General features: G+C 36.9%; 17 protein-coding genes. 8 read left to right on the forward strand and 9 right to left on the reverse strand.

The window, feature by feature from the left end; translation table 11 throughout:
• Window positions 1-37: 37 nt before the first annotated feature.
• From A7D23_RS12345 to A7D23_RS12385, 9 genes are all read right to left on the reverse strand, one after another.
• A complete protein-coding gene (locus tag A7D23_RS12345) occupies window positions 38-985 on the reverse strand; it encodes a ParB/RepB/Spo0J family partition protein (RefSeq protein WP_068884019.1) in 948 nt (315 codons plus the stop codon).
• Entirely contained in the window at window positions 936-1760 is an 825-nt protein-coding gene (locus A7D23_RS12350; RefSeq protein ID WP_068884021.1) for an AAA family ATPase, read from the reverse strand. Before A7D23_RS12350 ends, A7D23_RS12345 begins: the two co-directional genes overlap by 50 nt.
• A gap of 207 nt (window positions 1761-1967) precedes the next feature.
• Complete coding sequence (locus A7D23_RS12355) at window positions 1968-2165, reverse strand: hypothetical protein (RefSeq protein ID WP_068884023.1); 198 nt, start codon at window positions 2163-2165, stop codon at window positions 1968-1970.
• 41 nt (window positions 2166-2206) lie between these two features.
• Complete coding sequence (locus A7D23_RS12360; protein WP_068884025.1) at window positions 2207-2881, reverse strand: MAE_28990/MAE_18760 family HEPN-like nuclease; 675 nt, start codon at window positions 2879-2881, stop codon at window positions 2207-2209.
• A 4-nt stretch (window positions 2882-2885) separates the two neighbouring features.
• Window positions 2886-3935: a DUF262 domain-containing protein gene (locus A7D23_RS12365; protein ID WP_068884029.1), complete on the reverse strand. Its 1050-nt coding sequence runs from the start codon at window positions 3933-3935 to the stop codon at window positions 2886-2888.
• Window positions 3928-4980 carry a DNA (cytosine-5-)-methyltransferase gene (dcm, locus tag A7D23_RS12370; protein ID WP_068884030.1) on the reverse strand — a complete coding sequence of 351 codons (1053 nt, stop codon included), beginning with the start codon at window positions 4978-4980 and terminating at the stop codon, window positions 3928-3930. The genes A7D23_RS12365 and dcm overlap by 8 nt, the downstream gene beginning before the upstream one ends.
• Complete coding sequence (locus A7D23_RS12375) at window positions 4980-5231, reverse strand: helix-turn-helix transcriptional regulator (protein WP_068884032.1); 252 nt, start codon at window positions 5229-5231, stop codon at window positions 4980-4982. Before A7D23_RS12375 ends, dcm begins: the two co-directional genes overlap by 1 nt.
• Window positions 5232-5523: 292 nt before the next feature.
• The gene (locus A7D23_RS12380) at window positions 5524-6108 is read right to left on the reverse strand and encodes a hypothetical protein (protein ID WP_068884034.1); all 585 of its coding nucleotides are present in this window, start codon (window positions 6106-6108) and stop codon (window positions 5524-5526) included.
• On the reverse strand, window positions 6101-6679 hold the full coding sequence (locus tag A7D23_RS12385) for a hypothetical protein (RefSeq protein WP_141690675.1): 579 nt from the start codon (window positions 6677-6679) through the stop codon (window positions 6101-6103). The genes A7D23_RS12380 and A7D23_RS12385 overlap by 8 nt, the downstream gene beginning before the upstream one ends.
• Window positions 6680-7258: 579 nt before the next feature.
• On the opposite strand from A7D23_RS12385, the gene A7D23_RS12390 reads away from it, so the two are divergent.
• The 8 genes from A7D23_RS12390 to A7D23_RS12425 all read left to right on the forward strand — a co-directional run bounded on the left by A7D23_RS12390 (window position 7259) and on the right by A7D23_RS12425 (window position 14701).
• Complete coding sequence (locus A7D23_RS12390; protein ID WP_068884037.1) at window positions 7259-7642, forward strand: hypothetical protein; 384 nt, start codon at window positions 7259-7261, stop codon at window positions 7640-7642.
• Window positions 7643-8708: 1066 nt separating this feature from the next.
• The gene (locus A7D23_RS12395; protein ID WP_068884039.1) at window positions 8709-9617 is read left to right on the forward strand and encodes an MvdC/MvdD family ATP grasp protein; all 909 of its coding nucleotides are present in this window, start codon (window positions 8709-8711) and stop codon (window positions 9615-9617) included.
• Window positions 9618-9619: 2 nt separating this feature from the next.
• Window positions 9620-10678 (forward strand): hypothetical protein, encoded by a 1059-nt coding sequence (locus A7D23_RS12400; protein WP_068884040.1) that lies wholly within the window; start codon window positions 9620-9622, stop codon window positions 10676-10678.
• A gap of 4 nt (window positions 10679-10682) precedes the next feature.
• Window positions 10683-11123, forward strand: a complete 441-nt coding sequence (locus A7D23_RS12405; protein WP_068884044.1) for a hypothetical protein — start codon at window positions 10683-10685, stop codon at window positions 11121-11123.
• Window positions 11124-11276: 153 nt separating this feature from the next.
• On the forward strand, window positions 11277-11876 hold the full coding sequence (locus A7D23_RS12410) for a restriction endonuclease (RefSeq protein WP_068884046.1): 600 nt from the start codon (window positions 11277-11279) through the stop codon (window positions 11874-11876).
• A gap of 115 nt (window positions 11877-11991) precedes the next feature.
• A complete protein-coding gene (locus A7D23_RS12415) occupies window positions 11992-12714 on the forward strand; it encodes a hypothetical protein (RefSeq protein ID WP_068884048.1) in 723 nt (240 codons plus the stop codon).
• 273 nt (window positions 12715-12987) lie between these two features.
• Window positions 12988-13809, forward strand: a complete 822-nt coding sequence (locus tag A7D23_RS12420; protein WP_068884050.1) for an AAA family ATPase — start codon at window positions 12988-12990, stop codon at window positions 13807-13809.
• A complete protein-coding gene (locus A7D23_RS12425) occupies window positions 13787-14701 on the forward strand; it encodes a ParB/RepB/Spo0J family partition protein (RefSeq protein WP_068884120.1) in 915 nt (304 codons plus the stop codon). The genes A7D23_RS12420 and A7D23_RS12425 overlap by 23 nt, the downstream gene beginning before the upstream one ends.
• Window positions 14702-14847 lie beyond the last annotated feature (146 nt).

Here is a 14847-nt window from a genome sequence, read left to right on the forward strand (position 1 = left end):
CAAAATGATTATTTTTATGCAGCTGTAGTAACCTGTTTCATCGCTCCTGCTGCTCCCGCTGGCGCTTCTTGTACCAGCTTTCCAGAAGCTGGACAACTAACTCCTCCTTTTGTTTTTCGGTAAAGTTTTTAGGAAAATAGCAGTCGATACGGTCACGCTGAATATGGAATCTTTCTTTTTGATTGGGCTTTTCTTCCGTGAGAATGGAATAGATGACATCTGCGTTCAGCCTGCCTTCCTGGCTGAACTTCTTTATCCGCTGTGCTTGTGATAGGGAAGGGGTGCAGTCCTCCGACTGTATGGTATTGTAAAGGTCCTGCTGTTCATTTTCGGACAGGTAGGAGATTTCCACCGCTGGATTAAAAGCAATCTGTTTTTCGTCTACCATTTCAAGAATAGAGGGGAGCAGGGAGGTAAGGCGAATGTAACGGAATACCTGATTTTTGCTTTCACCAACTTGTTCAGCTAAAACCTCGCCAGTTCTCTTACTTGAAAAATTGTTCCCAACTTGGGAACGATTTTCATTCGTAGGTCTTCCAGCCTTTCTGTTCATAGCTTCTAGCTTCATTTTGTAGGCAAGGGCTTTTTCACTCGGCAGAATACTTTCCCGTTGTAGGTTGCTGTCAACCATGATAATTGTAGCGGCATCGTCGTCCAATTCACGGACAATACAGGGCATTGTTTCCTTGCCCGCAAGCTCGCTTGCTTTTTTGCGGCGGTGTCCGGCCACCATTTCATAGCCGCCGTCTACTTTAGGGCGTACAAGGCCGGGGACTAAAACGCCGTACTGTGTTACACTGTCTGCCATTTCCAGCATAGCTTCATCCGCTTTTACTTTAAAAGGATGATTTGGAAAATCACTGATTTCCGACAGGGGAATATCCAGAACCTTTTCCCGCTGACTATCTGCGCGGTTTTCCTCCGTGGTAAATAATTCATCTACTGAGGTCAGCTTGATGCTGTTTCGCACGTCGTTTTTCGCCAATGTCCTGCACCTCCTTTGTAAAGGCTTGATAGGCTTTAGCGGCTATTCCGTGCGGATCGAATGCATAGATACTTTTTCCCTGCGCGCTAGTTTCAGCAGCACGTATAGACAGGGGAATTTCCGTTTGAAAAACCCGAAGCTTGTCGCCGTAGTCCCGTCGCAGGACAAAGGAAATATCCTTAGCGAAATTTGTGCGGTTATCCACCATTGTTAGCAGCACACCGTCAATGGTAAGCCTGGGATTGATTTGTCTTCTCACCCTGGCAATGGTCTGTAAAAGCTGAGTCATTCCTTTAGCGGGCAAATAGTGTGCCTGGACGGGAATGATCACAGTGTCTGCGGCTGCAAGGGCGTTGATGGTCAGCATGCCAAGAGAGGGCATGCAATCTATTAGCACATAATCATACTTGTCTTTGACCGTGTTGATATATGTGCGGAGTATCGTTTCCCGGCTCATGGTGTTGACCAGCGACACCTCAATAGCAGACAGTTCAATGTTTCCCGGCATCAGGTCAACGCCTTCCGCATGGTGAAGAATTCCTTCGTTGACTTCATACGGTTCCTCCGTCATGATTTTGGTCAGGACGCTGGCCAATGAAACAGGAAGATTGTCTGGCTCTTGATAGCCTAAAGAATCCGTCAGGTTCCCCTGTGCGTCCGCGTCTACAAGTAATACCTTTTTTCCTTGCCTAGCAAGTCCGATGCCCAAATTGACTGCTGTCGTGGTTTTTCCTGTGCCGCCTTTTTGATTCGCAAGGGCGATTACTTTTGACATTAAAATCCTCCTTTCATGCAAAAAGCCGTCTGCCTTATATGGAATAAAGCAAACGGCCCAATATATATGAAAAGAGAACATAAGCTTGATACTTATGTTCCCTTATTCAATTAGTTTTTAATTGTAATATAAATAATAAAATCCAAAAAGATGTCACTGTGATATTGGCCTAGAAGTTGTTACAAAACAACTTGTCGGACAGATTATTTATCCTTTATATAGCTTTGTAGTCTTAATAAAATTAAAAATAGTTTCCTCAGTTTGATCGAATTTTTGTGCATGTTGTGAAATATGATAAAGTGCGCTAGCAAGATAATGCATCTGCTTATCGTCTAAATTAATTCCTTTTGTTCCAACCTTTTTCATTACTTTGGAACGTGTTTCTTTATCGAAAATATCAGTCATAAAGTCCTCCTGATTACGCTATTATACTAACCAGGATAGAACTAGCTAGGTTGACTTATCCTATACATTTTCCCGTCATAATACCTTTTCATTCCTTGAAGAATATCATCCGAAAATATTAATACCTCATCCATGATTTTTTCTAAATCATCAATAGGTAAATCTCTTGCGCATTCGCTAAATGAAACGTCACCATGGGCTAAATCGTTTCTGCGTTTTTTAACTATTTCAAGAGAAGCACCATCATTTTTTAACGTATAACGAATTTTATGCTTATCACATATGTATTTAATCTTTCTTGCATCTAAATTGCCATTGATGCCAAGTGAATCTTTTGTAAGAATAAGTGGGCTATTTTTAATAATACTGTCTATAATCTGCTGAACTCTATTTTCATATGCTGATCGTCCGGTGGCGGGTCCATATATCTCGTTTATCTTATAGTTCGACCATAAAAGCTGGATCTCTTTGATAACCGAATTATAAGAGCAGTCATCGTTTTTTAGATTTTCATAGATTTCCATCATTCCACTTACAATACAGGCTTCTACCAAATTATAAAGCATAAGTAGAAAATTAGACTTGATGATTTTATAAAACTTATTATTATTTATCGTTTTTATATTTTGACTATTTTTATCAAGGTCGACCATAATGGAGAAATAAAAATTTATCTCCTCTTTTCTGTCTGCATAAATTCCAAGCGTATTTTGCATGCCATCACCCCTTAAGGAGCTGATCTCTAACATATTCAACTCTTGCTTTAAGCTTACCTTCATTATTGCTAGCGTCTGACGTTGTGTGCTCTTTAAATTCGTCAGAATTAATCCAGTTTATATTTTGAGGAGATAAATCGGGTTTCTCTCTTAGGGCTAACGCTACTCCTACCGAAATAGCTTCAAATCGTACACGTGGAGTTGCTTTCGCATTCTCTGATTTTGCAAATCCAAACGGGAAGTGTTTTTTTATAAAGGCTACCATAGTTTCAAATTCTTTCTTAAACTGCTCTTCGTTGAAATCCTCAAGATTTCTTATAAGATAATCGTCCAAAAAAATATTTACTTCGTGATCAAAATCTTGATACTCGTTTAAATAAGCAAAAAACCTTAACACAAATTCAAAGCGTTCATGTCTTTTCACTCTTGTTACAGACATAGGTGATAATTTCACAAAATCTTCATCTGCAGAACAATTCTCAATAAATGTAGTTAACCGCCCGGGATAGGAGCCTCTACGAATTTCTGAATCGTTTGCTTTTAACCCAGACGTATTAATACGATAGAACAAGTCTTGCCTTGCATTTATCGGAGTGGTTTCTTCTAGAACAATAATTCTAAGCGATTTATTAAGAAATTTGCGCTGTTGAGCCTCTGATAGGTCTTTAAAGTAAAGTCCATTAAGTTTTGTTAACTTTTTTAGTCCAGAGATTTGCATCTTGTTATTCTTAAATTCTACAATTGTCTGAATTCGCTGTGCTCCATCAATTATTTCCATGCGTCCATCCGCACAATTGCCAAAGAACATAAAGGGAATAGGTAGGCCTAGAAAAATAGATTCAATAAATAACGTTTTATTTCTAGGCAACCAAACAAAGCCTCTTTGATATGGAGGAATAAAGAAGTCGCCTTTGTTAAATTTGTCAACCAACAATTCTATTGTAAAATCCTTGGTATCATAATCAATTTGTTTTTGCATTTCCTTAATTTGCAAATCGGTTTCTTGCTTTTCTTCGCTTGTTATTACGCGGTTCTTCTTTGATTTTCTAACCATTGTTTTCAACCTCCTCAATATGTTGATTTATGCTAATGCCAATCGCTCTGCCCAATTCAACAGGAACTGCATTTCCAATATGTATTCCAAGTGCTGTTTTATTAAGGATAGAACCCTCTTCAAGAAATGCGTAGTCCCTCGGAAAGGATTGAAGTATCGCGCCTTCTCTTATAGATAAAGCTCGGTTTTGCTCTGGGTGTCCAAACCGTCCATTTCCATAACCATAAAATTGAGTGGTAATAGTGGGAGCGGGCTCATCCCAACGCATGCGCCCATATACAGAAGGATAAGTTTTACCGCTATCCTTTTTATGGCACTTTAATTGGAGTGATTCATCCCAATCACGCCAAGTCCCCCCTTGTACTGACTGCCTTATTCTTAATCTATTTATCTTAGATAAACGGCAAGAGCAATGTAGTGAATCCTGCGCATTTGTTTCCCCATCCTTTATTGGAGGCAGATCACCAATGGATTGGCGAACAGTTCGATACCTATCAATTGTATAGAGGGGAGGGATGAGATTTATTTCTCCCATCTGAGAAGCTAGCAAAACTAGTCTATTTCGGCTTTGTGGCACTCCGTAATCCGGACAATATACAATTTGCCAATTTACATAATAATTTAAATTGACTAACATATCTATGAAGTCCTGAAAAACTTTTTCCTTAGACAATTCGGGAACATTCTCCATAGAAACAATATGAGGATTTGTTTCTTCTATAATCCTTGAAAAAGAATATAATAGTCTCCATTTATCATCCGTATGTCCATCTTTACGATATCTTTTTGTATATTTTGAAAAGGGTTGGCAAGGGGCACATCCCACTAATGCTCTAATGCAATCATCAGGATATAGGTTTAATACCTCTTCCGAAGTCAAATTCGTTATATCCGCGTGAATAAATCGGGCATTATTATTTCTTTCATATGCATATTTACATGTTTCATTAATATCAATTCCAGCGGCAACGTTAATGCCAGACAGTTCTAGGCCTTTAGTGAGCCCTCCTATGCCACAAAACAAATCCACGACAACACAAGGCATTATTTTATACCTCCTTTCTCAAAGGACTCTGAATCTTTAGATTCATCATCTACAAACAATAAAAATGCATCAATTTCTAATGCATCAGCAATTTTTTGAATATTATCTAGTGAGATACTTCTTTTGCCACACTCTATGGCGCTTATATATGTTCTATGCAGGCCTGCCTTTTCAGCAAAGCTTTCTTGCGAAAGTCCAAGGTGATTTCTATATTTTCGCAAGTTATAAGCAAATACTTTCAAAGTGTTCAATCTACTTCACCTCATTATATCTTATTGTGCAAAATCGAATACAATAAGTCAACATACAATAAGTAACAAATTAAAAAGTCTTGATAAATGAACCCCCTCCCAAAATTGGGACGGGGGTGTTCCTGACAACTTAGCGGAAATATCATAAATAACAAGCCGTTTTAAATTCGCGTTTTTAACTTTTGACAGTATTCGGTATAGTGATCGCTTAATCAAATATCCATATGGGGGGGTATCGCACTCCACATGGCTTGTTATAGTAAGCCGTTCATGCCATGAGAGCCGTTGCCTTCTATGGAATAAAGCAAACGGCCTTAATGGTCAAATTATGTTGTTGCAGTTCACGATTGAACAGATAGCTGATAACACTCTTTTTTTGCAAAAGATAAGCATTATGATGTCTAATGTACTTTACCTTGCCGGACTTACACCATAATAATATGGCATCTATCGAATGGCCGGTTATTTGTTGTACCTGGGCGCGGGTCATCATATCCGGATAATCTGTAAACTGCTGTTCAAGATATTTTTGATAATCTTTGACCTCTTTTAAGCCTTTTAGCTTATAAGCATATTTATAAGTATCAGGCCGTGGTTTGGGCTTATACTGTCTAATTCCGCTCGGCAAAAACGGGTTGTTATAATGATTCGGCAGATAGTATTTTTCAGGATTTTGGTCTTTATCTTCTAAAAATAAAATAATATCTTTCAACGCAATTTTATATCTGCGTGTCTTTTTACCAGAATCAATGCAAGGAATAAAGCCATTTTCCAGATAATGACGCGCGGTATTTTTGCTAATATGGCATATCTTATAGAATTGATCTTTCGTTATAAACTCAGGATATCTATCTATTAGAAAGCTATAGTCAGACACTCACAGCACCTCGCTTTGACATGATAGTGTCAAAGAGTTGCTCATATTGTCTGGCTTGCTTTTTATGCACGTCTGATTTCCTTGTTATGTTCCTATAATACGGGCCGGTTAAAAAATCAAGGAAAGTATCTTTTGTTATAACGGACCCCTTACCTCTACGAAATGATTGTATTCGCTTGTTTTTAAAGCTCAGAGGCTTCAATTCATTGCGCAGTATCCAATTGTTTACTGTTGTTTTTGAATATCCGGTAAAACGCATTACATCAGAAACTAAAAGCAGTTTAGGGAATTTACGCAATTGCTTTTTGTAATAACGGTACAAACCTTCAATAAACTCATTTTCTGATTCAGTGAAGCACATCGTTTCGTATTGGTATCGCAGAATGTCGGTAATCTTTATCCGTTGTCTTCTTCCTTCTGATGTGTTTATATATTCAAATGAAATCATGCCTTTTTTCTGGATGGAGTAGGCCGTGGATGTGCAAACACCCAAGATGACACACATTTCTTTCTGTGTGACATATTCAGGATAACGATCAATTACTGAAGAACAATATTCATTAAAATTCATTTGCTTCACTCACTTTTCTCAAATTTGTCAACGGCAAGTGGTGAAAGCAAATCTAAGAGTTAAAAATGATAGTTTTTTTCTAGTTCTATCCGAGTTCTATCCAAAACAGGTTTTGGATCAACTTTTTCGTTATTTTTTTGCTATGTTCTACTTTCCTTGTAAATAAGGAAAAATTCTTTGGAACAATGATTCTATCAGGGTTTCGTGAGTTCTTATCTACATGCATTTACCGCTAACTTCCACTATTTTCTACTTTAATAGTTGCACTCGAAATGCGGTTGTCCGCAAGGGCACGTGGGTTCGAATCCCACCTTCTCCGCCATAAAGATTATACAAACCCGCATGAACACTGAGTTTAGGCGGGTTTTTTATACCCTTCACATGATGGGAAAATATACTTATAAATAAATTGTTATCAATGTTATCAAAAATGTTATCAAAATTTAACATATATTTTCCAATCGAAAAACAACGATTTTCAAAAATTGTTATAAAAATGTTATCAAACTGTACGGACGGCTATAAAAGGTTATGGGAAGAAACAAAGAAAAACATATGAATACAAAGGAGGCAAAGACAATGAGTGAGATTAACACTAATTACAATGCGCTTATTAAAAAGGGTATCCTCATTTCTGAAAACTTAATCAGCAAGGACAAAATAAACCTCATATCCGGAGCGACGACTGCCCCATTGATTGAAACCATCTGGACATTCTCCGGCAATAATATCGAAGCTATAAACAGGATTTCGGACATTCTTACCCAGCTATACAGCGCGAGCCGGGGAAGCGAAATGCTGGACATCCTGAGAATCCTATATGATGTTGTAGGCATGGAATTTCCGGAGGATGTGGATCTGCTGGCAACCCACCCAGAGGCCCAACGATACTTTTTGTTCTCTTTTCTACTGGATATGGACGACTGTATGCAGGACTTCATTTCCGAAGTTAAAGGAGAATAGACGATAATCAATAATAAGGGAGAAGTTTAAAACTGCTTTTTTAGCGAAGATTTGACTGATGTTTACTGAGATAATTAGGTGGTTAGAGGTTCGAGGCACTTCAAACTCAACAATTTTCAAATTTGTTGCTATTAGAGTAATAAACTAAAAAAGTTGATATAAGTGACCTTGTATGGTTTTAATTAAATAGGGTGCTTGGACAATTTCAATCTATATTCAGTAAAAATCTATAAAAAGCCATAAATATTTCTAAATATCAAGTAAAAATCCAGTTAAAGTAGTCAATAGATTAAAAACTCTAGATTTAACTGTCTAGAGTTTTTAACAAATGTTTAGAGAAAATTTGATTAAGTTTTTTTATCAATAACATGTCACTGGTGTCAGTTTCACAAAAGCATGTAACTGATAATATAGATAAAAGGCTGTGTTTACCTAGATTCTCAAGCATTCGATAAATAGGGGATGATTGCATTTATCAAAAAAAACATAAAAAATTAAATAAATATCCAGCTAAAATACTTGCACAAAAACAGTCTAGATCAGATATCTAGATTTTTTAATTTCTATCGGTTTTCATCCTAATAATTATATTCTGTGAAGACTATAGATTTTATTGTTCTTTTATATACAGAAGATCTCATAATTGGTAAGTATAAGGAGGAATAACAGGAAACTTGTGGAATTTAATAAAGATATTTAATCTTGGTTAAATACGTTGTAAGAAACTGATAGATTGTATTTAAAATTATTCTTATGTAGGAATTGTCTGAGGCTGTGTGAAAACCACAAAACAGCAAAGTAAAAGTTGTCAAAGTGGAGCAATACCTTTGTTTATAGTGCATATTTATCACGTTACATAATCTTTAAACAGGGAAAACGCCTACAAGTGGAAAAAATATATTTTCAGAATCAGTTTTCAAACAGCCTGGTCTATAATGTGAAGCTTTATACAAAAGAAAATTCTGATTATGTGAGGTAGTTATATATATTTAATTAAAAACAGGAATTTTCAGGAAAAGCATAGAATTTAGAAATTCAAGTAAAGTCATTTTATGGGAGATTATTTGTGAAACAAATTTTAGTAATAACAAGTTCTTACGATTTAACTGTTGATTATATAATCAATAAATTTCAAGCTCTTAATTTCTTTAGGCTTAATACAGACCGGCTCGATGAATATCAGATTAGTTTTTACAAGTCAAAATGGGAAATTACGGACAGTTTCAAGTCTATAACAAATAATGATATTAAATCTATTTATTACAGAAAACCTATATTACCTCATCTAGACCAATTCAACCCCCAGTACCATAATTACATGCACAAGGAAATCTTAACCTTAATAGAGGGTATAATCGAGCAATTCGATGGAAATTGTTTATCTAAACCTTCAATACTTAAAAGAGCTGACAATAAAATTGTTCAGTTGCAATTAGCAGAAAAAATTGGTTTACAAATGCCACTATCATTGATTACTAACTCAAATCATTCAGCAAAAATATTTTGTTCTGATAAAAAAACTATCGTTAAGCCAATATCAGTAGGTAAACTACTGTATGAAAACAAAGTTGGCATAATTCAAACTAATTATGTAGATCCCGCTTTTGGCTTCGAGGGGTTAGAATTGGCTCCATCATACTTTCAGGAATACATAGATAAAGATTTCGAACTACGAGTTACGGTAGTTCATGATGAATTTTTTCCGGTGAAGATAGAGACAACTGAAAAAGTTGATTGGAGAAAAGCAACGAATGGTAATATATTGTACTCTAAAGATATCTTGCCTGATGATATTAAGAGTCTTAGTTTACAAATGATGAGATTATTGAATCTTAAGTATGCCGCATTTGATTTTATAGTTAGCAAAGGACGATATGTTTTCCTAGAATTAAATGCTAATGGTCAGTGGGCTTGGTTAGAACAAGAACTTAACTTGAATATCTCAGATTCCGTTATTAGATACCTAGAGAGGTAAAAATGAATAAGAAATATTTTTGGTTTATCTACTTGCTGTCACTATCTCCAATTTTAAGCGTTACAGATGATGATAATTTTGGCGATATTACTAGAGAAACTAAATTATTCAGAATATCCTTACTAAACTTATGTTTTGGCGTTCAGAGTTTTTATCTATTTACGTATAAAAAGGGTGATGGATTCAAACTATTTGAGTGTCTTAATCTTAGGCATTTTGCAATAGAGGAATCAGTAATATTAGAAAAAGTAGATAATTATCGGAAAACAATTGAATCTAAAACAGATGCGGATATAAATATACATATAAAGGATTTACAATATAAAATCGAAAAAGAAGAAGCGATAAAAAACGGTAGTTTTAATAAAATGGTAGCCTATAACACATTAACACTATTGGCAGTGGGGTTAACCATTCCATATTTAGTTAATATATATAAGATCGTAGAACATCAATTTTTTTACATACTTTTTATTTTTATATTTGCCTACAATTTCACAAATATTCTAGCACATATCTTAGAAATATTAAGGGTTAATACAATATTAAGATCTTCGTTCGGAGATTTAAAGAAAAGTCAAAATACTTTACATGAGTTTGCTGCTTCCTTATATTTAGACTGGTACGCCGTAAAAGATGAAGCAAGAATTTTTGTATCTTATGTAAAAAATATTGAAAAATATATTAAGATTATTCTCTTTTATTTTGTCTTATTTATATGTATTTATAATTTTTTAGCCTATAACGAAAATAAACTCCCATCAGTGCCAGCTAATAATGCAAGTACTTATATTTTAAATTTCTCTTTAGATGAGCGAGATATTTTTTCTCCTCAGAATTTAACTCAATTTGATAGAGTAAGAGAAGGGTTAATAACAGATAAGATTACTCAAGTTATCATTGTTAAAAGCCCATCATTAAAAAGCAGAGAGATAGACGTATACCAAAAGATATTGTCGTTATTAAAAACTTACAATATTTCGCATGTTAAGATTCTAGAAGTAGAGCAAACAAATCAGAGTGATAGTAATCAGATTTCAATAATAATAATAGGGAGGTAAAACTGTGAGAGAACCGTATTTAGCGAATTATGTTGAAGAACATGACTTTGATCACAACAATCGACTTTTCTATGATGGTAGAACTCAGCTTTCTTATGTTGACCCCGAAAAAAAAGTTCGGGCAATTGATAGGTGTTTGGTAGGGCCTACATATATCACAAAAGCTGCTGAGAGTTCTGACCCGGACGAGTTTCAAGCAATTGGACCTACAAGACTGACGGAAACCATTGAGAACTCAGACCCCGATGAGTTTTTTGCACTCAGCCCTACACAAAAAACAGCAACGGATGAGTCAGCTGATCCTGACGAGTTTTATGCTATTGGACCGACAAGAGAGACCTTTTCTAATGAGGGGTCTGATCCAGATGAGTTCTATTTGCTCGGTCCTTCTAGGGAGACTCGTTCAAATGAGTGTTCAGATCCGGACGAATTTTATCTTAGGTAGCAAGTGATTTTAGATTCTATTAGAATCAGCCATAGCCACACACAGAAAGAGGTGTGGCATATTAAAAGGTACTAGTTAAATCTTCTTTTACTGATAAATCAAAAATCGATTAAATTGGTATCAAATTCTTAAAAATAGAGGATGAAGAAAATAATGGAGGTACTTAATCCTTATCGTGAATTTGTTGCAAGTATTTCTTCAATAGAATTTGAGCAATATTGTTTAGAAATTATAAAGGCTTATGCAGAAGAAGAATCTCTTGTGGATTTTTCCATAATTCATAATCATAAAGTTCAAACCGATGATGGAGATTATCAAATTGATATTTATGCTGAATTTGTTGCACTTTCGGTTCATTTCAAAGTGATTGTAGAATGTAAACGTTATACCCGTCCAGTTGAACGTGAAAAAGTTGTGGCCCTAGCAGATAAAATACGAAGTTTGGGTGGACACAAAGGTATTTTAATTTCAACTTCTGGATTCCAGAGCGGCGCATCAGAATATGCAAATAAGCATGGTATCGCGCTAGTGCAAATCTTCGATAAATATATTATGCATATTCAAAATTCTATTCAATCTGAATTTAATCCCCTTTACATAGATTTTATTAGTCAAATGCCTAAATATTATGCTTACCAATGGAACTATAGCTTAAATGATTTTCCTGATAAAAAAATTTATCCGTCAGAATCCATGGTAGCAGCATTAAAGAAAATAATATTAGAAAAATATAACATAAATGATTATAGATAATATAAATGTTTTAAAACTAAGAGCGCAATATCCATTATTCCGGTTAGGCGAATAATGCGAACCAAAAAGAAGTTCTTATTATTTATATAATGCGAATATGATTTGAGGCGTATTTATGGAATCAAGTACGAAATTAGAAATACCAAAGAAACAGTTTTACGATAAGAAAAATTACGAGCCTTTATTGTTGGAATGTCTAAATCGCATTCCCTTTTTCATTAATAAGAGCGGTGGGGGCTTTTCTGCGCCAAAATCTGAGTCTAATGGTCAATGTGATGCAATTGGAAATAATGGTTGTTATAGCGTAGATTTTAAGCTCTTACTGAGCCAAGAAGGCGCACAAAATGTGAATGAAACGAGTCTCACTAAGGTAACTCTATGTAAAGGAGTGACGATGAGTGCTCCTTCAAAAGCATCCATGCGCAGGGAACCATCTTTGCCATTTCCAAATATTTGGGGATTTCTGGTCAGTCATAGTTTTTCTCTAAACAAAAATAACGAGATCATATTAGCAGATAAAGCAGATAGAAATATGAAAGATACTATAAAGAGCCTCAACAAAATGGTTTGTACTAAAAAGAATTTGCTTTTTTTTCATCCGAGTAGACTAGTCATTCAAGACTCTCATGACAATCCAATAGAGGTTCTTCGTAATAGAGCTAAAGAAGCTTTACTAATTGTATCAAAAGCACGTAGAAAACTTTCACCTGGATATGAAACTTATTATGCTTTATTGATAAATAATGAGATGGTTTTACTTTCCGAGGACTTTACACATACAGGGTGTATTGAACTCACTTCCCTTGACACTTGGCATAATTTGCACATCAAATTATAGCTATTGCTAATCAGTGCATGAATGGCAAGTTAGCATTATCTATATGATATTCAGTTTGCGATACAATTTTGAAGTCATCATTATAAGCATTCTAGGAAGCTGAGTGGGATTTATGTACTACGCAGGATTATCCATATAATTATTAGCTTAACATAAGAAGATGTTGGTTTTCCAACTGGCATTCTCTTTATTATAAATAAAATAAGGAAAAAAACCGTTTGCTTTGTTGTCCAATAGAGCAAGCGGTTTTTTTGCATTAAAGGAGGAAAAAATATGTCGAAAGTAATCGCCCTCGCCAACCAAAAGGGCGGCGTCGGAAAAACGACAACAACGGTGAACCTTGGTATCGGCCTTGCCAATCAAGGCAAAAAAGTGCTACTGGTAGACGCGGACGCTCAGGGCAACCTTACAGATTCATTGGGTTTCCATGAGCCGGACAACCTACCTGTCACACTGGCCACGCTCCTTACAAAAGTCATGACCGAGGAGCGGTATGAAGCTGAAGAAGGCATCCTGCACCAGGAGGAAGGTGTTGACCTTATGCCGGGAAACATTGAACTGTCGGCTATTGAGGTGTCACTGGTAAACACCATGAGCCGGGAAATGGTTCTACGCAGTTATATTAATACCGTCAAGCAAAAGTTCGATTATGTCCTAATCGATTGTATGCCTTCACTCGGTATGATGACCATCAACGCTCTAGCCGCCGCGGACAGCGTTATCATCCCCGTTCAGGCCCACTATCTGCCGGCTAAAGGGATGACGCAGTTAATGCAGACCATCACTAGGGTAAGAAGGCAAATAAATCCAAAGCTAAAGGTTGACGGTATTCTGCTTACGATGCTAGATAACCGCACCACCTTTGCTAAGGACATTTCCTTTATTCTGCGGCGGGACTACGGCGATAAGCTGTGCGTTTTCCAGACGGAAATTCCATTATCTATCCGGGCTGCCGAAACAAGTGCCGAGGGCAAAAGCATCTATGCACACGACCCACATGGGATAGCGGCGAAAGCCTATCAAGCCTTTACAAAGGAGGTGCTTGATATTGGCCAAAAGCAGCGTCAAAGACATGAAGCTGACCTCGGTAGATGAATTATTTGAAACGGATGCGAGCCGTGAGGACAAACAGCGTGAAAAAGTATTGGATATTGCCTTATCTGAAATAAGCGATTTTCCCAACCATCCCTTTAAGGTCAAGGCGGATGAAGCCATGCTGGAAATGGCGGACAGCGTAAAACAGTACGGTATCCTTGTCCCCGCTCTTGTTCGGACTAGAGCGGACGGTGGCTACGAAATGCTTGCCGGGCACCGGCGCAAGAAAGCCAGCGAACTGGCAGGCAAAGAAACCATACCCTGCATTGTCCGTGAGTTAAATGACGATGAAGCGATTTTGGCAATGGTAGACAGTAACCTGCAAAGGGAAAGCATTTTGCCAAGCGAAAAAGCGCTTGCCTATAAAATGAAGCTGGAAGCCATGAACAGGCAAGGACAACGGACGGATTTAACTTCTGTTCAAGTTGAACAGAAGTCAGAACGTTCAACATCAAGAGAAGATTTAGCAAAACAATCTGGAGAAAGTGGGCCGCAGATATTTCGTTACATTCGTCTAACCGAACTCATACCGCCCATCCTTGAAATGGTGGACGAGAAGCAGATTGCCTTTAATCCTGCTGTGGAAATCTCCTACCTGACCGAAAATGAACAGACAGAACTGCTGGCAACGATGAAGCAGGAGGAAAATACGCCGTCTTTATCACAAGCACAGCGGCTGAAAAAGTTCAGCCAGGAGGGCAGGCTGAGTGCGGATGTCATCTATTCCATTCTCACCGAAGAAAAGCCGAACCAAAAGGAAAAATTCAATATTCGTCGTGACCGTATTGATCAATATTTTCCGAAGAACTTTAACGAAAAACAAAAGGAGGACCTTATTATCCAGCTGCTGGAAAGCTGGTACAAAAAGCGGCAAAGAGAGCAGGAGCGGTGAGATATGGTGTGGGAAAAACAATCACATATATATCTTGAGCATGAATTTCTGAATGCCACACCAAGGGGGTAGTCTATCCGTTTAACGGCAGGTGTCGTGAAGCGTTAGTGTTTTGTCCCCCTCTCCACACCTCACCCCCTTAAATT

It is taken from the genome of Dehalobacter sp. TeCB1, assembly GCF_001707455.1.
Taxonomy (GTDB): Bacteria; Bacillota; Desulfitobacteriia; order Desulfitobacteriales; family Syntrophobotulaceae; genus Dehalobacter; species Dehalobacter restrictus.

Bases quoted from the DNA above. Each gene is read 5' to 3' on its own strand.
- A7D23_RS12350 (WP_068884021.1), bottom strand. From the start codon at position 1,760: ATGTCAAAAGTAATCGCCCTTGCGAATCAAAAAGGCGGCACAGGAAAA.
- A7D23_RS12355 (WP_068884023.1), bottom strand. From the start codon at position 2,165: ATGACTGATATTTTCGATAAAGAAACACGTTCCAAAGTAATGAAAAAG.
- A7D23_RS12360 (WP_068884025.1), bottom strand. From the start codon at position 2,881: ATGCAAAATACGCTTGGAATTTATGCAGACAGAAAAGAGGAGATAAAT.
- A7D23_RS12365 (WP_068884029.1), bottom strand. From the start codon at position 3,935: ATGGTTAGAAAATCAAAGAAGAACCGCGTAATAACAAGCGAAGAAAAG.
- dcm (WP_068884030.1), bottom strand. From the start codon at position 4,980: ATGCCTTGTGTTGTCGTGGATTTGTTTTGTGGCATAGGAGGGCTCACT.
- A7D23_RS12385 (WP_141690675.1), bottom strand. From the start codon at position 6,679: ATGAATTTTAATGAATATTGTTCTTCAGTAATTGATCGTTATCCTGAA.
- A7D23_RS12390 (WP_068884037.1), top strand. From the start codon at position 7,259: ATGAGTGAGATTAACACTAATTACAATGCGCTTATTAAAAAGGGTATC.
- A7D23_RS12400 (WP_068884040.1), top strand. From the start codon at position 9,620: ATGAATAAGAAATATTTTTGGTTTATCTACTTGCTGTCACTATCTCCA.
- A7D23_RS12410 (WP_068884046.1), top strand. From the start codon at position 11,277: ATGGAGGTACTTAATCCTTATCGTGAATTTGTTGCAAGTATTTCTTCA.
- A7D23_RS12415 (WP_068884048.1), top strand. From the start codon at position 11,992: ATGGAATCAAGTACGAAATTAGAAATACCAAAGAAACAGTTTTACGAT.
- A7D23_RS12420 (WP_068884050.1), top strand. From the start codon at position 12,988: ATGTCGAAAGTAATCGCCCTCGCCAACCAAAAGGGCGGCGTCGGAAAA.
- A7D23_RS12425 (WP_068884120.1), top strand. From the start codon at position 13,787: ATGAAGCTGACCTCGGTAGATGAATTATTTGAAACGGATGCGAGCCGT.